Source organism: Ramlibacter agri, assembly GCF_012927085.1.
In the GTDB taxonomy this organism is placed as follows: Bacteria; Pseudomonadota; Gammaproteobacteria; order Burkholderiales; family Burkholderiaceae_C; genus Ramlibacter; species Ramlibacter agri.
This window is the reverse complement of sequence record NZ_JABBFX010000003.1, coordinates 390,036-410,257: the sequence shown is the minus strand read 5'-3', so window position 1 is coordinate 410,257 and position 20,222 is coordinate 390,036. Positions and strand designations below refer to the sequence as shown.

Here is a 20,222-nt window from a genome sequence, read left to right as displayed (position 1 = left end):
AAAATGGGCGCATGAGTCTCTCCCCGAGCCAGGTGATCGTCCTGGCCACTCCGGTGTTCCTGCTGCTGATCGGCCTCGAGTGCGCCTGGGGGGCGCTGCGTGGCCGCAATACTTACCGGCTGAACGACGCCATCAACAGCATCAGCCTGGGCATGCTCAGCGAGGCCAGCGGCGTGCTGTTGAAGCTGTTCAGGATCGGCGTCTACACCGCGCTGGCGGGCTCGATCGCGCTGTGGCGCAACGACGCCTTCTGGCTCTCCTTGCCCGGCTGGCTGCTGGCGCTGCTGTTCTACGACTTCTGCTACTACTGGCAGCACCGCTGCGCCCACCGCGTGGCCGTGCTGTGGGCCACGCACGTGGTGCACCACCAGAGCCAGGACTACAACCTGTCGACGGCCTTGCGCCAGCCCAGCACCGGTTCCTGGTTCAACTGGGTGTTCTACGTGCCGATGGCGCTGGCCGGCGTGCCGCCTTTGGTCTTCGGCACCGTGGCATTGATCGACCTGCTTTACCAGTTCTGGGTGCACACCGAGCACGTAGGCAAGCTGGGCTGGTTCGACCGCTGGTTCTGTTCGCCGTCCAACCACCGCGTGCACCACGCGGTGAACGACGAATACCTCGATCGCAACTACGGCGGCATCCTGATCGTGTGGGACCGGCTGTTCGGCAGCTTCCACGAGGAGGAAGGGCGCGCCGTCTACGGCACGCGCGCGCCGCTCGATAGCTGGGACCCGCTGTGGTCCAACCTCGAGGTCTATTGGGCGCTGGCGCAGGACAGCTGGCATGCGCGCTCCTGGGGCGACAAGTTGCGCGTGTGGATCGAGCCGCCCGGCTGGCGTCCCGCCGACGTGGTGCAGCGCTTCCCCAAGGCTCCCTTCGACGTCGCCCAGGTTCAGCGCTTCCATCCGCCGGTCGCGCCGGCCGTGGCGGCCTTCGCCGCAGCGCAGTTCGTGCTGCTGCTGGGAGGCGTCGTCGCCTTCCTGTGGAACGCCGACGACCTGGCTTTGCCCGAACTCGTGGTGTGGCTCGCCGCGCTGGGCGCCGGCCTCTGGGCCGTGGGCGCCGTGCTGCAAGGGCGCCTGACCGTGCCGCAGGTGCTGCTGGTGGAAGCGGGCGCGCTTGCGACCGCCACGGCGGCGGCGGGCCTGGTCGGCTGGCACCAGGTGTTCAAGCCGCTGGCCATGGTGCTGGCCATCGCCTGCGTGCTGCAGCGCGGCCTGGCGCCGCGTTTCCAGGCGCTGCTGGTGGCGGCGCTGGCCTTCTCGCTCGCCGGCGACGTCGCACTGATGTTGCCGAACCTGTTCATCCCGGGCCTGGTCGGCTTCCTGCTGGCGCACCTGTGCTACCTGGCGCTGTTCCGCCAGGGCGTGCCCTGGTTCCCCAGCGGACGCGCGCTGGCCGGCACGCTGGCGCTCGGCGCCTGCATGTACGCCTTCCTGTTCCCGCATCTCGGGCCCGTGCTGAAGGTGGCCGTGGCCGCCTACACGTGCGTGATCGCGCTGATGGCGGCGCAGGCGATCGGGCGAGCCACCGTGCTGCGCGATCCGGGCGCGGTCGCCGTCGCCATCGGGGCGCTGTTCTTCATGCTCAGTGACTCGACCCTGGCGGTGAACAAGTTCGCCCTGGCCTTGCCGATGGCGCAGTTCGCGGTGCTGGTCACGTACTACGTGGCGCAGGTGCTGATCGCGGTGAATGCCACGCCCGCAAGCGGCGTGGCGGCACGCGCGAGCCGGGAGTCGACCCCGGCCCACGCGAATCCAGCCGCTTAGGACTTCCTCGCGACGAAGGTGATCGCCTGCCCGTAGGTGGGGTTCACGAGGGCCGCGTCCAGCTGCTGCAGGTCGTGGCTGTAGACGAGGGCGCCCGAGAACACCGCGCCCGGGAACACGCAGGGCGCGCCGCCGAAAGTGACGCTCAGGTCGAAGGCGTCGTCCCAGCGCGGCACCACGTGCCCCGTGATCGTGCAGCCATTCAGCGTCGTGCTCAGGTTGCCGTCCGCCGTGACGACGAAGGTCGTCGTGCGCAGGCCGAGCGAGAAGGTCACCGTGCCGGGATAGGAGCCCGCGAGGTCACGCAGTTTCCCGTCCGGATCGAACTGCCGCTGGTGCTTGAGGCTCAGCGGCGTGGTGTTCATGGCGCCGTCCAGGACGGTGAAGCCCTTCAGCTTGCCGGTGATCGTGGCCGGGCTCGGGGCCTGCGGCGGATACGCGAAGTGGTAGTCGACGCCATCGCTGGACGTGTAGCGGTTGCCATTGAGATCCCCGGTGCCGACGACGAGGCCCCCGAGCGTGCCGCCCGCGCCGGCGTACTTCATGTAGTAGGTGCCGTCGCCCAGCACGATGGAGAGGACCGGGCGGTTGCCGTCCAGCGTGCCCTCCCAGATACCGGCGTCGGCCCCGCCGCCGCCGCAGGAAGACAACCCCAGGCTTACTGTGACGGCGGCGATGACCACCGCGATGCGCTGCTTGGCCTTGCTCGAGAAGCTCATGGTGCCCCCAAACGTGATTAGGAGCGCCAAGTGTTGCCAGCTGTAAGCTCAGCCGTCAACGCGGCTTGCGCGGAGGTCAAGCCGGAATTGCGGCATTTTTTGGCACAACTGCGGGTCTCCGGCCTGGCGGCGATCCGGACTCAGAACAGGTCGCCGCCCTCGCGACTGGCCGGCGCGGCGACGCCGAGGTGCCGGTAGGCCGCCAGGGTCGCCACCCGTCCGCGCGGCGTGCGCTGCAGGTAGCCTTGCTGGATCAGGTAAGGCTCGATCACGTCCTCGATCGTGTCGCGCTCCTCGCCGATGGAGGCCGCGACGTTGTCCAGGCCCACCGGACCGCCGTCGAAGCGGTGGATGACCGCTTCCAGCAGCTTGCGGTCCATGACGTCGAAGCCTTGCGGGTCGACGTCCAGCATCGCCAGCGCCTTCTGCGCGATGTCCTCGGTGATGTGGCCATTGCCCTTGACGTCCGCGTAGTCGCGCACGCGGCGCAGCAGGCGGTTGGCGATGCGAGGCGTGCCGCGCGAGCGGCGGGCGATCTCGGACGCGCCCTCGTCGTCGATCGGCGCCTTCAACAGGCCGGAACTGCGATGCACGATGCGCGTCAGCTCCTGCGCCGTGTAGAACTCCAGCCGCGCGACGATGCCGAAGCGGTCTCGCAGCGGGTTGGTCAGCATGCCCGCGCGCGTGGTGGCGCCCACCAGCGTGAAAGGCTGCAGATCTAGCTTGATCGAGCGCGCCGCCGGGCCCTCGCCGATCATGATGTCGATCTGGTAGTCCTCCAGCGCCGGATAGAGGATTTCCTCGACCACCGGCGACAGCCGATGGATCTCGTCGATGAAGAGGACGTCGTTGCGTTCCAGGTTGGTCAGCAGCGCCGCCAGGTCCTTGGGCTTTTCCAGCACCGGGCCGCTGGTCTGGCGCAGGTTCACGCCCAGTTCGTGGGCGATGATGTGCGACAGCGTGGTCTTGCCCAGGCCCGGCGGGCCGAACAGCAGCACGTGGTCCAGCGCCTCGCCGCGCTTGCGCGCCGCGCCGATGAAGATCTCCAGCTGCTCGCGCGTCTTGGCCTGGCCGACGTATTCCTGCAGGCCCTTGGGGCGCAGCGCCCGCTCCATCGCCTCCTCGGCGGGCGAGGCCGGCGTGGCTGCGACCACGCGCTTGGCCGGCGGCGGGGCGAAATCGTCGGTGTTGATGGTCATCGAACGAGGGCCTTCAGCGCCTGCTTGATGCCTTCACTGACGCCGATGTCCTTGGGCAGCGACTTCAGCGCGGCCTGCGCTTCCTTGTCGCTGTAGCCCAGGCCCACCAGCGCCTGCAGGATGTCGCCCTGCGAATCGCTGACGGCGTGGCCGGCCGGCAGGCCGAGGTCGGCGCCGATCTTGCCTTTGAGTTCCAGCAGCAGGCGCTCCGCCGTCTTCTTGCCGATGCCCGGCACCTTCACCAGCCGGCTGGCGTCCTGCGCCGTCACCGCCTGGCCGATGTCAGCCACGCTCATGCCGCTCAGGACGGACAGCGCGGTGCGCGGGCCCACGCCCGAAATCTTGATCAGTTGCCGGAAGGCTTCGCGCTCGCCGGGCGTGCCGAAGCCGAACAGGATCTGCGCGTCCTCGCGCACGACGAAGTGCGTCAGCAGCGAAACCTTCTCGCCCAGCCCCGGCAGGTTGTAGAAAGTGCTCATGGGCACGTCGACCTCGTAGCCGACGCCATGGCAGTCCACCAATACCTGGGGCGGGTTCTTGTCGCTCAATGTCCCCGTCAATTTGCCTATCATTGCGGTCCCTCTCTCGGGATTATCAGCTTGATTCTCCGGTACACCTTCAGCCCCCTGAACAACACGCGGCTCTCGCACCTGTGCGGCCCGATGGACGAACACCTGCGGACCATCGAGCAGGCGCTGCAGGTCAAGATCGGCCACCGCGGCGAACACTTCCGCGTCGAAGGCGCCAAGGCCAAGGCGGAGCGCGCGCTGGCCGTGCTGGAGGCACTCTACGAGATGGCCGGCCGCACCATCCCCAAGGAGCGGGTGCAGCTGATGGTGGCGGGCGACGCGCCGCTGGAGCAGGCCGAAGATGGCTCACTGGTGTTGCACACCCGCCGCACGGACCTGAAGGCGCGCACGCCCAACCAGAGCGTGTACCTGGACAACATCAGCAACCACGACATCACCTTCGGCATCGGCCCGGCCGGGACCGGCAAGACCTATCTGGCCGTGGCCTGCGCCGTCGATGCGCTGGAGCGCAGCGCCGTGCAGCGCATCGTGCTGACGCGTCCCGCGGTGGAAGCCGGCGAGAAGCTCGGCTTCCTGCCTGGCGACCTGACGCAGAAGGTGGACCCGTATCTGCGTCCGCTGTACGACGCCCTGTACGACCTGATGGGATTCGACCGCGTCACCAAGGCCTTCGAGCGCAACGCGCTGGAAATCGCGCCGCTGGCCTTCATGCGCGGGCGCACGCTGACCAACGCCTTCGTGATCCTGGACGAGGCGCAGAACACCACGCCGGAACAGATGAAGATGTTCCTCACGCGCATCGGCTTCGGCAGCAAGGCGGTGGTGACGGGCGACATCAGCCAGATCGACCTGCCCAAGGGCCAGTTGTCGGGGCTGGTAGAGGCCGAACGCGTGCTGAAGCGCGTGAAGGGCATCGCGCATACCCGCTTCACCTCGGCGGACGTGGTGCGGCACCCGCTGGTGGCGCGCATCGTCGACGCCTACGACGCGTTCCGCTCGGGGCCGAAGGCATGAGCTCCCTGGACCTGGCACTGCAGTTCGGCGACTTCCCGCAGGCGGCGGCGCACCGCAAGCTGCTCACGCGCGCGCGGGTGAAGCGCTGGATGGAGGTCGCACTGAAGAACCCGGGCGAGATTTCGGTGCGCATCGTCGGTACCGAGGAAGGCCAGTCGCTGAACCGCCAGTACCGCGGCAAGGACTACGCGACCAACGTGCTGACGTTCGACTATGCGCAGCAGCCGGTGGTGAGTGCGGACCTGGTGCTATGTGGGCCGGTGGTGGAGCGCGAAGCCCGCGAGCAGGGGAAGTCGCTGGAGGGGCACTACGCGCACCTGCTGGTGCACGGCACCTTGCACGCGCAAGGATATGACCACGAGCTGGGGGAGCGGCAGGCGCTGGAGATGGAGGCGCTGGAGGTCCTCTTGATGGGCGTTCTGGGCTATCCCAACCCCTACTGACTCCCCCCAGCTATTTGATCGCAATCGGAATCGTCACCGGCCCGTCGTTCACCAGGTGCACCTGCATGTCCGCCGCGAACTCGCCGGTGCCGACCACCGGATGCGCCGCCCGGGCCTTCTCCACGAAGTAGTCGTACAGACGGCGGCCTTCATCCGGCGCCGCCGCATTCGTGAAGCTGGGCCGGTTTCCGCCGCTCACGTCCGCCGCCAGCGTGAACTGGCTCACCAGCAGCAGCCCGCCGCCCACGTCCTGCACGCTGCGGTTCATCTTGCCCGCCTCGTCGCTGAAGATGCGCAGTTTCAAGAGCTTCGCCAGCAGCTTGTCCGCCTGCGCCTCGCTGTCGCCGCGCTCGGCGCAGACCAGCACCAGCAGGCCCTGGGCTATGGCGCCCGTCACGCGCCCCTGGACTTCCACGCGCGCTTCGCGCACCCGCTGCACCACCGTCAGCATCAGATCAGATCCTCTTCATCGGCCGAATGGGGTTCCACGTCGCTGGGCAGCAGCTGGATCGTCGCCCGCAGGCCCGGCACCGCGCTCATGAGCGCCTGTTCCACCGAGGCCCGCAGCGCCGCGGCCCGCCGCAGCGTCCAGCTCGCGGGCATGTGCATGTGCAGGTCGACGAAGCGGCGCTTGCCCGAGCGGCGCGTCGACACGTGGTCGAAGCGGATCGCATGGTGCTTGAACTGCGCCAGCGTCTTCTCGACGTCCGCCAGCACCTCGGGCTCCAGCGCGCTGTCCATCAGGCCCTCGGCCGAGCGCCACATCAGCATCACGCCTTCGCGCACGATGTTCACCGCCACCCCCATGGCCACCACCGGGTCCAGCCACAGCCAGCCGGTGAAGGCGGCCAGGCTCACGCCCACGATCACGCCGACGGAAGTCCACACGTCCGTCATCAGGTGGCGTGCATCGCCTTCCAGCGCCATCGAGCGGTGCTCGCGCGCCGAGCGGAACATCAGCCAGGCCAGCCCGCCATTGAGGGCCGAACCCACGACCGACAGCGACAGGCCGATGCCCAGTTGCTCCAGCGGCTGCGGATCGCGCAGGCGAAACACCGCGGCGCCGAAGATGCCGGCGGCCGCAATGATGATCAGCATGCCCTCGAAGCCGGCGGAGAAATACTCCGCCTTGTGGTGGCCGTAAGGGTGGTCCTCGTCGGCCGGACGCTCGGCGATCTTCACCATCATCAGCGCGAAGGCAGCGCCGACCACGTTGACGATGGACTCCATCGCATCCGACAGCAGGCCGACCGAGCCGGTCAGCCACCAGGCCGCGAACTTGAGGACGAGGGTCAGCACGGCCACCCAGATGGACCAGCGCAGCAGCTGCTGGGGTTCGAAGATCTTGTCTTTCGCGGCGGCGAACGTCATGCCGCTATTGTCGCGGCTCAATGGGGGCGGCCGGGGAAGATGAGGAGGGCGGGTTCGACTTCGGCGAGGGCGACGAAGTCCCGGTCGTTGTGCACCAGCAGCGCCCCATGCTCCAACGCAACAGCCGCGATCAGGCAATCGTTCGGTTTCCGGATCGTGAAGCCGGCCTTGCGGGCACGGCGATAGAGCGTCGCCGCGATCTCGTACGTGGAGAGCTCGCGGGGTTCCAGCAGCAACATCGCCGACAGCATGTCGCGCAGCGCGTCGAAGCCCCGGTCGCTGCGCGCGCCCTGCAGCACCTCCTGGTAGATGATCCCGGTGACGGCGATTTCCTGCTGGTTGTCATGAAAGTCGACAAAGCGCGTGGCATCGGTCTCGATGCCGAGCGACCGATCGATCCAGACGGACGAATCGACGAGCAGCATCAGGACTTGCGCGGCGCCTTCTTCGCCGCCGGCTTGCTCTTGTAGACCGCCCTCGGCTGCTCGACGCGGTATTTGCCGAACTCCTCCGGCGAAGACGCCTTCGGGTCGTAGTTCGGGTCGATGTCGCCGACGCCGTGGAAATCCTTGAACCGCGGGCGCCTGGCCCGGGCGACCATTTCCCGCAACGCGCGATCGACCACCTCCCGCTTGGTGCGGGCTCCGGAGATCTTCATCGCCTCGGCCACGAGGTCTTCGTCGATATCGATGTTCGTCAGCATGGAATGTGGCCCCGTGTACCCACGAAATATATATCGCCTGTACAGACCCCGCAAGCTAGCATGGCGCACCACTCCAGGAGGAAGACCCATGCGCATCTGCTCCCGCTTCGCCCTGCTCGCCGTCGCCGGCACGCTCACGCTGGCCGCCGGCGCGATCTACGCCCAGGGCTCGGGCCTCACCCGCACCCTGGTCGGCAAGGCCGACGTCTCGGTGCCGGGCCGCGAGGCGGTGGTCGCCCGTGTCGAAGTCGCGCCGGGCGCGCGCGCCGGCCGCCACACGCACCCGGGCGACGAGATCAGCTACCTGCTGGAAGGCGAGACCACGCTGGAAGTGGACGGCCAGCCGCCGCGCATCGTGAAGGCCGGTGAGTCCTTCGTGATCCCGGCCGGCGTGGTACACGACGCCTACAACCACACCGGTGCGCCGGCGAAGCTGGTCGGCGTCTACGTGGTGGAGAAGGGCAAGCCACTGGCCAGCCCCGCTCCCTGAACGCTCAGGACAAGGTCACGCGCGCGAACTTGCGCTTGCCGACCTGCACGACATAGGTGCCGGCCCCCAGTTTCAGGCCCTTGTCGCTGACCACGCTGGAATCCACGCGCACGCCGCCGCCTTCGATGAGGCGGTTGGCTTCGCTCGCCGAAGGCGCCAGGCTGGCCTGCTTCAGGAGCTGGGCGATGCCCAGCGGCGCGCCCGCGATCGCGAGTTCGGGGATGTCGTCCGGCACCCCGCCCTTGCTGCGGTTCACGAAGTCCTGCTCCGCCGCGTCGGCCGCCGCGGGCGAATGGAAGCGCGCCGTGATTTCCTTGGCGAGCGCCACCTTGGCGTCGCGCGGGTTGCGGCCGCCTTCGATCTCCGCCTTCAGCTTGTCGATGTCCGCCGTGCTGCGGAAGGACAGCAGCGTATACCAGCGCCACATCAGGACGTCCGAGATCGACATCACCTTGGCGAACATGGAGTTCGGCTCCTCGGTCACGCCGATGTAGTTGTTCTTGCTCTTGGACATCTTGTCGATGCCGTCCAGGCCCTCCAGCAGCGGCATCGTCAGGATGCACTGCGGCTCCTGGCCGTATTCGGCCTGCAGGTGGCGGCCCATCAGCAGGTTGAACTTCTGGTCGGTGCCACCGAGCTCCAGGTCGGACTTCAGCGCCACCGAGTCGTAGCCCTGCATCAGCGGATACAGGAACTCGTGGATCGAGATCGGCGTGTTGGCCGTGAAGCGCTGGTGGAAGTCGTTGCGCTCCATCATCCGCGCCACCGTGTATTTGGCGGCCAGCTGGATCATGCCGCGCGCGCCCAGCGGGTCGCTCCACTCGGAGTTGTAGCGCAGCTCGGTGCGGGCCGGGTCCAGGATCTTGTCGGCCTGCGCCCGGTAGGTCTCGGCGTTCAGCTTGATCTGTTCGGCCGTCAGCGGCGGGCGGGTGCTGTTGCGGCCCGAGGGGTCGCCGATCATGGACGTGAAGTCGCCGATCAGGAAGATCACCTGGTGGCCCAGGTCCTGCAACTGGCGCATCTTGTTCAGGACCACGGTGTGGCCGATGTGGATGTCCGGCGCGGTCGGGTCCAGCCCCAGCTTGATGCGCAGCGGCACGCCGGTTGCTTCCGACCGGGCCAGCTTCTGCACCCAGTCTTCTTGCGGGATTAATTCTTCCGCTCCACGCAAAGTGACCGCCAGGGCCTCCTCGACGCGGGGGGTCACAGGCCACTTTTTTGTAACAAGCTCTTGATTCATAAGGAGTTTTACAGATGCCCGGCGGTTGAGCCTGGGTACAATTGCGGCTCGTTGAGGGACGGCCGATTGTAATTTCGGCCGGTTTTCTCCCCGTCCTCCTGTCGGACCAAGTCGCAGGGTGATGTGGGCCCTCAGGCTACAGCGGTGTAGGACGAACAACGACAACACCGCTCTCGAGGGGAATCTGTTGAAAGAATCATTGTGGACCGCCGGGGAGCGGCTCGTGACGCGCGCCGCGCACGTGCTGGAACACCACCCCCGGCAAATCACCGCGCTGGTCGCCGCCGTGCTGCTCGTCACGGGTGGCGGTGCCTACGCCGTGGCTTCGCTCGGTCCGGACCCGGCGGCGCTGCCCGTGCGGGAAATCATCGAAGACGTGGCGACGCTGCCGCTGGCCGAACAGGTCGAGGCGCTCGACACGCACCAGTTCAGCCTCTTCACGAACGAAGAGGTGCGCCGTACCGACACGGTCGATTCGCTGCTGGCCCGCCTGGGCATCAACGACCCGGCCGCGTCCGTCTTCCTGCGCCAGGACCCGGTGGCGCGCCAGCAGCTGCTGGCTTCCGCCGGCCGCAACGTGTCGGCCGAGGCCACCGGTGGCCATGACCTGCTGCGCCTGAAGGTGCGCTGGGCCTTTGATGACCCGACCAAGTTCAAGCGCCTGGTCGTCGAGCGCCAGCCGGATGGCAAGTTCACCTCGCGCGTCGAAACGGCGCCGCTCACCGCTTCGCTGCGCGTGGGCAGCGGCGTGATCCGCACCTCGCTGTATGCGGCGGTGGACGATGCCGGCATCCCGGACGCCGTCACCACGCAGATCGCCGAAATCTTCTCCGGCACCATCGACTTCCACCGCGGACTGCGCTCCGGCGACCAGTTCGGCGTCGTGTACGAAACGCTGGAAGCCGACGGCGAGCCGCTGCGCACGGGCCGCGTCATTTCCGCGGACTTCGTCAACGCGGGCCGCAAGCTCGATGCCATGTGGTTCCAGGAGACGGGGCAGCGTGGCGGCTACTACAACTTCGCCGGTGAAAGCCTGGAGCGCGCCTTCCTGGCCGCGCCGCTGGCCTTCTCGCGGGTGACCAGCACCTTCAAGATGCGCTTCCACCCCATCCTGCACAAGTGGATGGCGCACAACGGCATCGACTACGGCGCGCCCATGGGCACGTCCGTGCGCACCGTGGGGGATGGCCGCGTGGAGTTCGCCGGCCAGCAGAACGGCTACGGCAACGTCATCAAGATCGACCACGGCAAGGGCGACGAGACTGTCTACGCGCACCTGAGCCGCATCGACGTGCGCGTGGGCCAGGGCGTGCACCGCGGCGACGCCATCGGCGCCGTCGGCATGACCGGCTGGGCCACCGGCCCGCACCTGCACTTCGAATTCCACGAGAACGGCGCGCTGAAGGACCCGATCGAGATCGCGCGCAACAGCCACCCGGTGGAACTCTCGGCGGCCGCCCGCCCGGACTTCGACCGCGCCGCCGCGGCGCTGCGCACGCAGCTGGCCGCCGTGTCGGCTGCGGCTTCCAACGTCGCTTCGCGCTAAGCAGGGCACGGAGGGTGCGCAGCAAGCTGCGCACCCTACACTTGCCCCATGCGTGACCTCTTCATCGGCCTCATGTCCGGCACCTCCATGGACGGTGTCGACGGCGTGCTGGCCGGCTTCTCCGCCGGTGCCCCGCGCGTGCTGCAGCACGCCAGCGCCCCCTTCCCCACCGCCCTGCGCCAGGAACTGATGGCGCTCAACGCCTCCGGCCCGGACGAACTGCATCGGGCCTGGCTGGCTGGCAACGCGCTGATGCGCGTGTATGCGGAAGTGGTCCACGCCCTGCTCTCGCATGCGCAGTTGCCGGCATCCGCGGTCCAGGCGATCGGCGCCCATGGCCAGACGGTGCGGCACCGGCCGCAGGCATTCGACGGCACGGGCTACACGATCCAGCTGGCGCAGCCCGCGCTGCTGGCGGAGCTGGCCGGCATCACCGTGGTGGCTGATTTCCGCAGCCGTGACGTCGCGGCCGGCGGCCAGGGCGCGCCGCTGGCGCCCTTCTTCCACCAGGAGATCTTCGGCCGCCCCGGCGAGGACGTGGGCGTCCTCAACATCGGCGGCATCTCCAACGTCACGCTGCTGCGCGCCGACGGCAGCATGCGCGGCTTCGATTGCGGCCCCGGCAACGCCTTGATGGACGGCTGGTGCGCCGACCACAGCGGCGCCGCCTACGATGACGACGGCCGCTGGGCCGCCAGCGGCCAAGTCATCACGAAGCTGCTGGCCAGCTTGCTGGCCGAGCCCTATTTCGCGCTGCCGCCGCCCAAGAGCACCGGCCGCGACCTGTTCAACCGCCCCTGGCTGCAGGCGCACCTGCAGGGCTTTCGCGATGCCGCACCGGCCGACGTGCAGGCCACGCTGGCGGAACTGACGGCTCGCGCCTGCGCCGACGACATCCAGCGCCATGCGCCGGCCCTGAAGCGGCTGATCGTGTGCGGGGGCGGCGCGCTCAACGGGCACCTGATGCGGCGCCTGCAGGCGCTGCTGCCGAACGCACAGGTGGAATCCAGCGCGGCGCACGGCCTGCCGCCGCTGCAAGTCGAAGCAGCGGCCTTCGCCTGGCTGGCGCGCAAGTGCCTGCGGGGCGAAAAGCTGGAGCTCACAACGACAACGGGCGCCCGAGGCGCCCGTGTGCTGGGGGGAATCTACCCCGCCTGATCGCTAACGTAGGGTGCCGCAGCTCCGCTGCGCACCGCACGATCCATCAGACCGTGAAGCTCGACCCACAACCGCAGGTCGTCGTCGCATTCGGATTCTTGATCACGAACTGCGCGCCCTGCAGGTCTTCCTTGTAGTCGATCTCGGCGCCCACCAGGTACTGGAAGCTCATCGCGTCGATCAGCAGCGAAACACCGTTCTTCTGCATCACGGTGTCGTCATCGTTCTGGATCTCGTCGAACGTGAAGCCGTACTGGAAGCCGGAGCAGCCGCCGCCCTGCACGAACACGCGCAGCTTGAGGTCGGGGTTGCCTTCCTCGGCGATCAGTTCAGCCACCTTGGCCGCGGCGCTGTCGGTGAACAGCAGCGGTTGAGGCATTTCGGTGGAGACGTTTTCGGCAACTGCGCTCATGTGTTTTTCCTGGAGGGACGGCTATGGCACTATGGTACGACACCCCGGCAAGCAGCGCCGCTTCAGGCGCTTTTTGCTGCCAGCTTCAGTAAGGGCTTTTCCTCGCCCTCGGCGCCGCCGGCCAGGGGCTTCAACTGACCCGAAATGGTGGCACCCTGGTGCATCTCAAGGGCCACGTAGGAGATGTCGCCCTCGATGCGGGCCTTGGGCTGCAGCTCCAGCAGCTCGCGCGCCATCACGGGGCCGCGCACGGTGCCGTTGATGATCACGTGGTCGGCCTGGATGGCGCCCTGCACGACGGCGGCTTCGGAGATCACGAGCAGGCTGCCGTTCTCCTCCGACGTGGCGAGGATGTCGCCATAGACCTCGCCATCGACGCGCAGGCCTTCGTTGAATTTCATGTTGCCCTCGATGCGCGTGCCTTGCGCAATCAGGCTCTTGATGGGCGGCTGGGATTTCTTCCCGAACATGGCTTTTCTCCTCAACGACAACGACTGGTTACAGGGACACATTCTGCACCGCGCGGCTCACGGTGCCTTCGACCACCCGGGCCGAAACATTCTTCACGACCACGTCCGGCGGCAGGTCGACCATGCCTTCGAGCCGGCGGAACTGGCGGAATTGCAACGCCTGGGGGCCGCCGGGCAGCGGCATCATCCAGGGCTTGCCATCGAGCGTGCCCGAGACGTTGAGCTCCAGCTTGCCCTGGAATTCGGGGGCATTCTTGACCGGCTGGATCACCAGCACCTGCCACTTGAGCTGGGTGCCGGCCAGCACCTCGGCCTGCAGGCCGCGGATCGCGACGGATTCCCCGCTGGCGGGCATCAGCTTCTCGTAGAAGCCGAGGTTCTCGCGCAACGAGCGGTTTTCGGTCTCCAGGGCGCGGATCTGGGTCGCCAGGCCCTGCTGGGCACTGCGCTCCACCACCATGGCGCTGCCGGAGGTGTTGAGGAGGGACTGGATGCGGTCGCGCTCGGACCGCAGGTGGCTGACCTCATCGCGCAGTTGCGCGAGTTCTTCGCGGTCGCCGGTGTCCACGCCGGCCAGGCTCTTGCCCAGTTCGAAAGTCCAGAGCGCGATGGCGCCGCAGAAGCCGAGCACCATCGCCGCGGCGGCCCACTTCAGGGGCCAGGGCATGGCGCTGCGCACCTTCATTCGGGGCGCGCTGATCGTCAGCCTTCGCCTGAGGAGCTTGAAACGCATGGATGAGGATGCTGCCCAAAGCGCATGAGGCCAGCAAGTCTTAACTTGTGGTGCTTTGTGTCGGATGAGACGCCTGGACGCGTAGTCGCAAGCCTCGTGCAAAGAAAAAAGCCCGGCGGGGCCGGGCTTTCTTCGTGCAGGGCAGGCGAATTAACGCTTGCTGAACTGCTTGCGGCGGCGAGCGGAGTGCAGGCCGACCTTCTTGCGTTCGACTTCACGAGCATCGCGGGTCACGAAGCCGGCAGCGGACAGCTGGGGCTTGAGCGTCGCGTCGTAGTCGATCAGGGCACGGGTGATGCCGTGGCGCACGGCGCCGGCCTGGCCGGATTCACCGCCACCGTGGACGTTGACCTGGATGTCGAAGGCTTCGACATTGTTGGTCAGCACCAGCGGCTGCTTGGCGATCATGATCGAGGTCTGGCGGCCGAAGAACTCAGTGATGTCCTTGCCGTTGACCGTGATCTTGCCGGAGCCCTTCTTCAGGAAAACACGGGCCACGCTGCTCTTGCGGCGGCCGGTGCCGTTGTTCCATTCACCGATCATGCTCAGATCTCCAGGGGCTTCGGTTGCTGCGCGGTGTGCGGGTGCTCAGCGCCGCCGTAGACCTTCAGCTTCTTGATCATGGCGTAGCCCAGGGGACCCTTGGGCAGCATGCCCTTGACGGCCTTTTCCAGGGCGCGGCCGGGGTGCTTGGCCTGCATTTCCTTGAAGGTCTGCTGGCGGATGCCGCCCGGATAGCCGGTGTGGCGGTAGTAGACCTTGTCCGTCTCCTTGGCGCCGGTCACACGGAGCTTGGAGGCGTTGATGACGACGATGAAGTCGCCGGTATCGACGTGAGGCGTATAAATGGCCTTGTGCTTGCCGCGCAGTCGGAGGGCAGCTTCGCTGGCTACCCGGCCGAGCACCTTGTCGGTGGCGTCAATCACAAACCACTCGTGCTTCACGTCAGCGGGCTTGGCGCTGACAGTGGTGGTCATAAAGACTCTCGAGTAAGGTTTGGGGTGGATCCCCCGTGAGGGTTCACCCGAACGGATCCTTTTCCTCGGTCGGTGTCCCTCTTGCGGGGACCTCTTAGGAGGCTGTTTACAGGCACGGAGCTCCGGTGGAGTGCCGTTCCTGTGATGTTCGCCGCGGGATCCTGGAAGCGCTGCGAACCGGGCATTATACAGGCTAAACTCCGAGCCCCTTATGTTCAGCTACCGCCACGGCTTTCATGCCGGCAACCACGCCGACGTCCTCAAGCACCTGGTGCTGATCGCCGTCCTGCGGCACCTCACCTCCAAACCCACCGCCATCACGGTGGTCGACACCCACGCGGGTGCCGGCCTGTACCGCCTGGACAGCGATTTTGCCGGCACCTCCGGCGAGGCCCAGGACGGCATCCTGAAGCTGCTGGCGAGCCCGCTGGCGGCCGAACCGCCGCCGCTGCTGGCCGATTACCTGGAGGTGGTCGCCAGCTTCAACCCCAAGGGCAAGACGAAGATCTACCCCGGCTCGCCCTTCGTCACCGAATCCGTGCTGCGGCAGGAGCCGCGCGACAGGCTCTGGGTGTTCGAACTGCACCCGACCGACAGCAAGGCGCTGGCCACCCACATCGACCAGCTCGAAGACAAGCGCCAGGTCGGCCTGCGCCGCGAGGACGGCTTCGAAGGCCTGCGCGCGCTGCTGCCGCCGCCTTCGCGCCGCGGGCTGGTGCTGATCGACCCGAGCTACGAGATCAAGAACGACTACGGGCGGGTCACCGCCTGCCTGCAGGAGTCGCTGAAGAAGTTCGCCACCGGGACCTACATGATCTGGTACCCGGTGATCCCGCGGCCCGAGGCCCACGAACTGCCGCGGCGCCTGAAGACGCTGGCCACCCAGGCCGGCAAGCCCTGGCTGCACGCCACCCTGAACATCGGCCAGGATCCCGAACGCGCACCCACCCACACGCCCGGCGAGAAGGTGCAACGCCCCGGCCTCACCGCCAGCGGCGTGTTCCTGGTCAACCCGCCGCACACGCTGAAGGCGCAGCTGCAGGAGCTGCTGCCGCAGCTGGTGGAAGTGCTCGGACGCGGCCGCGGGCAGGGTCACGTCGTCGAATCGGGCGGCTGATTGCCTTTGGAGGCTGGGTTGCGCGAACGCGCGCCCCAGCTCTCCCACCCTCAGAAGCGCTTGCGGATGCCGGCGCCGAAGCTGTCGCCGCTGCCGAAGCCGCTGACGTCGTCGCGCATGCCCACGAGGTACAGGTCGGTGCTCTTGGACAGGAAGTAGTCGTAGCCCAGCGAGAAGGTCTTGCGCTCGGCGCCGGTGTTCACTTCCGTGTGCGCGTACGCGGCCAGCAGCCGGCCCGCGCCGATCGGCGCCGAGGCTCCCGCCGACCAGGTCTTCCACGCCGGTGCCAGCGTGTCCGACCAGGCGCGGCCGTAGCTGCCGCAGACCTTCACCACGCTGAAGTCGTAAGAGGCGGCTCCCATCCAGTCGGTCTTGCGGTCGCCCGTGGCAAACGGCGCCGGCGACGGGTTGCTGACCTGGTCGCGCTCGATGAAAGCGGTGGCCGCGAAGTTGCCGTGGAAGTACAGCAGGTTGGCGCCGAGGTTGTGGATGCCGGCGGCGTTGGCCTGCTCGCCCAGCTGGTAGTGCAGGTTGCCGGTGAGCCCGCCGAAGCTAGGCGTCGTGTACAGGATCTCGTTGGACCAGCCCGTGTCCGAGGGCGTGGTCGCCGTCCAGCCGGTGGCGTTGAACAGGCTGATGTTGTTGTGCAGGACCAGCGGCGAGAAGGTGAAGGAATCGCCGAAGGGATTGAAGATCACCGTGGGCAGGAAGTTCGGTGCCAGCGCGCGGCCCAAGGTCAGCGAGCCCCAGCTGTCGCTGGCGAGCGAGACGTTGGCGTCGCGCGAGAAGAAGGGGTCGCCGCTGAAGCGGCCCGGGTTGCCGCTGTCGGCCTGGAAGAAGGACGTCAGCGCGAAGTTGGCCTTGAGGCCGCCACCGAGGTCCTCGGTGCCCTTGAAGCCGAACCACGAGGTGGTCATGCCGCCGCTGTTCACCACGGTGCGGTGGCCGCCGTCGCCGGGGTTTTCGAGGCTGCCGGCGAAGACGTCGACGGTGCCCGTCAAGGTGACCGAGCTTTGGGCCTGTGCGCCCGAGGCGAGCGCGGCAAAGGCCGCAAGGCATGCGGCCAGACGAAGTTTCTTCATGTTGTGGACTCCAGATCGATTGCTTGCAGATGCGGCCGCCGCGGCGCGCGGCGGCCGTACTGCTCAGCAAGATGGATGCCCGTCGCCCGATGCCTGCATGCCGGCAGGCGGGCGTTCGTCAAGCAGGCGTCAGGCTCGCGTGCCGCGCCGCTGGCGCGCCGTGCGAAGCCCGGCTCCTTACGCGAGCCGCTCGCACAAGGCCAGCGTCGGCCCCGCCTGGTTCATCGTGTAGAAGTGCAAGCCGGGCGCGCCACCGCGCTGCAGCTGCTCGCACAGCGCCGCCACCACGTCGAGGCCGAAAGCGCGGATAGCCTTCACGTCGTCGCCGAAGCTTTGCAGCCGCAGGCGGATCCAGCGCGGCACCTCGGCGCCGCAGGCGTCCGAGAAGCGCAGCAGCTGGCTGGAGTTGGTGATGGGCATGATGCCCGGCACGATGGGCACGGCCACGCCCAGCTTGCGCGCTTCGTCGACGAAGCGGAAGTAGGCATCGGCGCTGTAGAAGTACTGCGTGATCGCCGAATCGGCGCCGGCCTTCACCTTGGTGACGAAGGCCTTCATGTCGGCGTCCGGCGACTTCGCCTGCGGGTGGATCTCCGGGTAGCAGGCCACCTCGATGCGGAAGGCATCGCCGGTCTCGGCGCGGATGAACTCCACCAGCTCGCTGGCGTACAGGAACTCGCCGCCGATGCCGTAGCCGCTGGGCAGGTCGCCGCGCAGCGCCACCAGGCGCTTGACGCCCATGGAGCGCAGCACTTCGAGCTGGTCACGCACCTTGGCGCGCGTGGCGCCTACGCAGGAGAAATGGCTGGCCGCGTCCACGCCTTCGGCCAGGATCTCGGTGACCGCGGTGAACGTGCCGGCCTGGGTGGAACCGCCGGCGCCGTAGGTGACCGAGCAGAAGTCGGGCTTCAGCGCGTACAGCTGCTTGCGCGCGGCGCGCAGCTTGTCGCTGCCTTCCGCCGTCTTGGGCGGGAAGAATTCGAGGCTGAGGGGAAGCATCAGTCGCTCCTCGTTGCATGCAAAAAGAACTCGCGGTTGCCGTCGCCACCCGCGATGGGGCTGTCATACCAGCCGATCACTGCGAGGCCCAGCGGCAGGCAGGCATCGCGCAGCTTGCGTTCGACCTGCGCGTAGAGCGCGGAGTCGCGCACGATGCCGCCCTTGCCGATGTCGCCCGGCTGCAGTTCGAACTGCGGCTTCACCAGCATCAGCAGCTGGCCGCCGGCCTTCAACAGCGGCACCAGGGCCGGCAGCACCAGCGTCAGCGAGATGAACGACAGGTCGCCGGTCACCAGGTCGAAGCCGCTGCCCACCTGCTCCGCCCGCAACTCGCGCGCATTGAGCTTTTCGTGGGCCACGACCCGCGGATCCTGGCGCAGCTTGTCGTTCAACTGCCCGTGCCCGACGTCGACGCCGACCACCCGCGCAGCACCTTGCTGCAGCAGGCAATCGGTGAAGCCGCCGGTGGACTGGCCGACATCGAGGCAGGTCCAGCCGCTGGCATCGAGCTTGGCGGCGCGCAAGGCGCCTTCCAGCTTGAGGCCACCGCGCGAGACGTAGCGCGACTCCGCGGCATCCAGCAGCTGCAACTGCGCCCGGTCCGGAATCTCGTCGCCGTTCTTGGCGACGGCCTTCCAGTTGGCGCCATCGAACCACTGGACGCCAGCGGCGATCAGCCGCTGCGCCTGCGAGCGCGAAGCGGCCAGGCCGCGTTCGACGAGAAGCTGGTCGGCACGCATGTGCCTACCGCTTAGTAGCGGTACGTATCGGGCTTGTACGGACCGTTCTTGTCCACGCCGATGTACGCGGCCTGGGCATCGGTCAGCACGGTCAGCTGCGCGCCCAGCTTCGACAGCTGCAGGCGCGCGACCTTCTCGTCCAGGTGCTTCGGCAGCACGTAGACCTTGCCGGCCTGGTAGGCGTCGGGCTTGGTGAACAGCTCGATCTGCGCGATGGTCTGGTTGGCGAACGAGGACGACATCACGTAGCTGGGGTGGCCGGTGCCGCAGCCCAGGTTCACCAGGCGGCCCTTGGCCAGCAGGATGATGCGCTTGCCGTCCGCGAAGATCACGTGGTCGACCTGCGGCTTGATCTCTTCCCACTTGCACTGCTTCTCGAGCGACGCGACGTCGATCTCATTGTCGAAGTGGCCGATGTTGCAGACGATGGACTGATCCTTCATCGCGGCCATGTGCTTGTAGGTGATCACGTCCTTGTTGCCGGTGGTCGTGACGAAGATGTCGGCCTTGTCGGCGGCGTAGTCCATCGTGACGACGCGGTAGCCTTCCATCGCGGCCTGCAGGGCGTTGATGGGGTCGATCTCGGTGACCCAGACCTGCGCCGACAGCGCGCGCAAGGCCTGGGCCGAACCCTTGCCCACGTCGCCGTAACCGGCAACCACGGCGACCTTGCCGGCGATCATGACGTCGGTGGCGCGCTTGATGCCGTCCACCAGCGACTCGCGGCAGCCGTACAGGTTGTCGAACTTGCTCTTGGTGACGGAGTCGTTGACGTTGATCGCGCGGAACAGCAGCGTGCCCTTGTTGGACATCTCGACCAGGCGGTGCACGCCGGTGGTGGTCTCTTCGGTGACGCCGATGATTTCCCTGGCCTTGCGCGAATACCAGGTCGAATCCTCGGCCAGCTTCTTGCGGATGGAGGCGAACAGGATGCGCTCTTCCTCGCTGCCGCCGTTGCCGGCGACCAGGGAGGCGTCCTTCTCGGCGCGCTGGCCCAGGTGCATCAGCAGCGTGGCATCGCCGCCGTCGTCCAGGATCATGTTGGGGCCTTCGCCCGCGCTGCCCTTGGCGCCGAAGTCGAAGATGCGGTGGGTGTAGTCCCAGTAGTCTTCCAGCGATTCGCCCTTGACGGCGAACACCGGCGTGCCGCCGGCGGCGATGGCGGCGGCGGCGTGGTCCTGCGTGGAGAAGATGTTGCACGAGGCCCAGCGCACGGTGGCGCCCAGGGCTTGCAGCGTCTCGATCAGCACCGCGGTCTGGATCGTCATGTGCAGCGAGCCGGTGATGCGCGCGCCCTTCAGCGGCTGGCTCTTGGCGTATTCGGCGCGGATCGCCATCAGGCCGGGCATCTCGGTCTCGGCGATGCGGATTTCCTTGCGGCCCCAGTCGGCCAGGGAAATGTCGGTGATGGCGCTGTCGGCGGGGGCGGCAGGCTTGAGTGCGGCGTTCATGGAAGGCTCCAGAAGGTGGTGGGTCGACCCGCACTTCCGGAGGTTCTCACCGCACGGAA

Annotated in this window: 24 protein-coding genes; 7 read left to right on the top strand and 17 right to left on the bottom strand. The window is 67.5% G+C overall.

Annotation, left to right across the window (positions count from 1 at the left end):
* The first annotated feature begins 11 nt into the window (after positions 1–11).
* Entirely contained in the window at positions 12–1,769 is a 1,758-nt protein-coding gene (locus tag HHL11_RS26590; RefSeq protein ID WP_169421630.1) for a lysoplasmalogenase family protein, read from the top strand.
* On the opposite strand, the gene HHL11_RS26585 is transcribed toward HHL11_RS26590, so the two are convergent.
* From HHL11_RS26585 to ruvA, 3 genes are all read right to left on the bottom strand, one after another.
* On the bottom strand, positions 1,766–2,488 hold the full coding sequence (locus HHL11_RS26585; protein WP_169421629.1) for a hypothetical protein: 723 nt from the start codon (positions 2,486–2,488) through the stop codon (positions 1,766–1,768). The two genes, HHL11_RS26590 and HHL11_RS26585, sit on opposite strands and share 4 nt — an antisense overlap.
* A gap of 140 nt (positions 2,489–2,628) precedes the next feature.
* A complete protein-coding gene (gene ruvB, locus HHL11_RS26580) occupies positions 2,629–3,687 on the bottom strand; it encodes a Holliday junction branch migration DNA helicase RuvB (protein WP_169421628.1) in 1,059 nt (352 codons plus the stop codon).
* Entirely contained in the window at positions 3,684–4,259 is a 576-nt protein-coding gene (ruvA, locus tag HHL11_RS26575) for a Holliday junction branch migration protein RuvA (protein ID WP_169421627.1), read from the bottom strand. Before ruvA ends, ruvB begins: the two co-directional genes overlap by 4 nt.
* Before the next feature lie 27 nt (positions 4,260–4,286).
* On the opposite strand from ruvA, the gene HHL11_RS26570 reads away from it, so the two are divergent.
* Together HHL11_RS26570 and ybeY are read left to right on the top strand one after the other, a co-directional pair.
* On the top strand, positions 4,287–5,231 hold the full coding sequence (locus HHL11_RS26570) for a PhoH family protein (RefSeq protein ID WP_169421626.1): 945 nt from the start codon (positions 4,287–4,289) through the stop codon (positions 5,229–5,231).
* Positions 5,228–5,674 carry an rRNA maturation RNase YbeY gene (gene ybeY, locus HHL11_RS26565; protein ID WP_169421625.1) on the top strand — a complete coding sequence of 149 codons (447 nt, stop codon included), beginning with the start codon at positions 5,228–5,230 and terminating at the stop codon, positions 5,672–5,674. Before HHL11_RS26570 ends, ybeY begins: the two co-directional genes overlap by 4 nt.
* A gap of 10 nt (positions 5,675–5,684) precedes the next feature.
* Here ybeY and dtd read toward each other — a convergent pair whose 3' ends face one another.
* The 4 genes from dtd to HHL11_RS26545 are packed head-to-tail and all read right to left on the bottom strand — an operon-like array spanning position 5,685 to position 7,748.
* Positions 5,685–6,125 carry a D-aminoacyl-tRNA deacylase gene (dtd, locus tag HHL11_RS26560; RefSeq protein WP_169421624.1) on the bottom strand — a complete coding sequence of 147 codons (441 nt, stop codon included), beginning with the start codon at positions 6,123–6,125 and terminating at the stop codon, positions 5,685–5,687.
* On the bottom strand, positions 6,125–7,045 hold the full coding sequence (locus HHL11_RS26555; protein ID WP_169421623.1) for a cation diffusion facilitator family transporter: 921 nt from the start codon (positions 7,043–7,045) through the stop codon (positions 6,125–6,127). The genes dtd and HHL11_RS26555 overlap by 1 nt, the downstream gene beginning before the upstream one ends.
* A gap of 17 nt (positions 7,046–7,062) precedes the next feature.
* On the bottom strand, positions 7,063–7,470 hold the full coding sequence (vapC, locus tag HHL11_RS26550; protein WP_169421622.1) for a type II toxin-antitoxin system VapC family toxin: 408 nt from the start codon (positions 7,468–7,470) through the stop codon (positions 7,063–7,065).
* Positions 7,470–7,748, bottom strand: a complete 279-nt coding sequence (locus HHL11_RS26545; RefSeq protein WP_169421621.1) for a type II toxin-antitoxin system VapB family antitoxin — start codon at positions 7,746–7,748, stop codon at positions 7,470–7,472. The genes vapC and HHL11_RS26545 overlap by 1 nt, the downstream gene beginning before the upstream one ends.
* An 88-nt stretch (positions 7,749–7,836) precedes the next feature.
* Between HHL11_RS26545 and HHL11_RS26540 the strand changes: the two genes are divergently transcribed.
* Positions 7,837–8,238: a cupin domain-containing protein gene (locus HHL11_RS26540; RefSeq protein WP_169421620.1), complete on the top strand. Its 402-nt coding sequence runs from the start codon at positions 7,837–7,839 to the stop codon at positions 8,236–8,238.
* 4 nt (positions 8,239–8,242) lie between these two features.
* Here the strand turns inward: HHL11_RS26540 and tyrS are convergent, their stop codons facing one another.
* Positions 8,243–9,478, bottom strand: coding sequence for a tyrosine--tRNA ligase (gene tyrS, locus HHL11_RS26535; RefSeq protein ID WP_169421619.1), 1,236 nt, complete (start codon positions 9,476–9,478; stop codon positions 8,243–8,245).
* Positions 9,479–9,665: 187 nt separating this feature from the next.
* On the opposite strand from tyrS, the gene HHL11_RS26530 reads away from it, so the two are divergent.
* Together HHL11_RS26530 and HHL11_RS26525 are read left to right on the top strand one after the other, a co-directional pair.
* Positions 9,666–11,024 carry a M23 family metallopeptidase gene (locus HHL11_RS26530; RefSeq protein ID WP_240980436.1) on the top strand — a complete coding sequence of 453 codons (1,359 nt, stop codon included), beginning with the start codon at positions 9,666–9,668 and terminating at the stop codon, positions 11,022–11,024.
* A gap of 48 nt (positions 11,025–11,072) precedes the next feature.
* A complete protein-coding gene (locus tag HHL11_RS26525; RefSeq protein ID WP_169421618.1) occupies positions 11,073–12,182 on the top strand; it encodes an anhydro-N-acetylmuramic acid kinase in 1,110 nt (369 codons plus the stop codon).
* A gap of 46 nt (positions 12,183–12,228) precedes the next feature.
* Here the strand turns inward: HHL11_RS26525 and erpA are convergent, their stop codons facing one another.
* From erpA to rplM, 5 genes are all read right to left on the bottom strand, one after another.
* Entirely contained in the window at positions 12,229–12,594 is a 366-nt protein-coding gene (erpA, locus tag HHL11_RS26520) for an iron-sulfur cluster insertion protein ErpA (protein ID WP_169421617.1), read from the bottom strand.
* Between the two features lie 62 nt (positions 12,595–12,656).
* Positions 12,657–13,064 carry a bactofilin family protein gene (locus tag HHL11_RS26515; protein ID WP_169421616.1) on the bottom strand — a complete coding sequence of 136 codons (408 nt, stop codon included), beginning with the start codon at positions 13,062–13,064 and terminating at the stop codon, positions 12,657–12,659.
* A 28-nt stretch (positions 13,065–13,092) separates the two neighbouring features.
* Positions 13,093–13,797 (bottom strand): DUF6776 family protein, encoded by a 705-nt coding sequence (locus tag HHL11_RS26510; RefSeq protein WP_169421615.1) that lies wholly within the window; start codon positions 13,795–13,797, stop codon positions 13,093–13,095.
* 150 nt (positions 13,798–13,947) lie between these two features.
* Positions 13,948–14,340: a 30S ribosomal protein S9 gene (gene rpsI / locus HHL11_RS26505; RefSeq protein ID WP_169421614.1), complete on the bottom strand. Its 393-nt coding sequence runs from the start codon at positions 14,338–14,340 to the stop codon at positions 13,948–13,950.
* A 2-nt stretch (positions 14,341–14,342) separates the two neighbouring features.
* Positions 14,343–14,774, bottom strand: coding sequence for a 50S ribosomal protein L13 (gene rplM / locus HHL11_RS26500; RefSeq protein ID WP_169421613.1), 432 nt, complete (start codon positions 14,772–14,774; stop codon positions 14,343–14,345).
* A 211-nt stretch (positions 14,775–14,985) separates the two neighbouring features.
* Here rplM and HHL11_RS26495 point away from each other — a divergent pair, with 211 nt between their 5' ends.
* Positions 14,986–15,891: a 23S rRNA (adenine(2030)-N(6))-methyltransferase RlmJ gene (locus tag HHL11_RS26495; protein ID WP_169421612.1), complete on the top strand. Its 906-nt coding sequence runs from the start codon at positions 14,986–14,988 to the stop codon at positions 15,889–15,891.
* Positions 15,892–15,941: 50 nt separating this feature from the next.
* Here the strand turns inward: HHL11_RS26495 and HHL11_RS26490 are convergent, their stop codons facing one another.
* The 4 genes from HHL11_RS26490 to ahcY form a co-directional block, all read right to left on the bottom strand.
* Positions 15,942–16,973 carry a porin gene (locus HHL11_RS26490; protein ID WP_169421611.1) on the bottom strand — a complete coding sequence of 344 codons (1,032 nt, stop codon included), beginning with the start codon at positions 16,971–16,973 and terminating at the stop codon, positions 15,942–15,944.
* Positions 16,974–17,150: 177 nt separating this feature from the next.
* A complete protein-coding gene (gene metF / locus HHL11_RS26485) occupies positions 17,151–17,975 on the bottom strand; it encodes a methylenetetrahydrofolate reductase [NAD(P)H] (RefSeq protein WP_169422291.1) in 825 nt (274 codons plus the stop codon).
* Positions 17,972–18,712, bottom strand: a complete 741-nt coding sequence (locus HHL11_RS26480) for a TlyA family RNA methyltransferase (protein ID WP_169421610.1) — start codon at positions 18,710–18,712, stop codon at positions 17,972–17,974. The genes metF and HHL11_RS26480 overlap by 4 nt, the downstream gene beginning before the upstream one ends.
* Positions 18,713–18,723: 11 nt before the next feature.
* Positions 18,724–20,163 (bottom strand): adenosylhomocysteinase, encoded by a 1,440-nt coding sequence (gene ahcY, locus HHL11_RS26475; RefSeq protein ID WP_169421609.1) that lies wholly within the window; start codon positions 20,161–20,163, stop codon positions 18,724–18,726.
* Positions 20,164–20,222 lie beyond the last annotated feature (59 nt).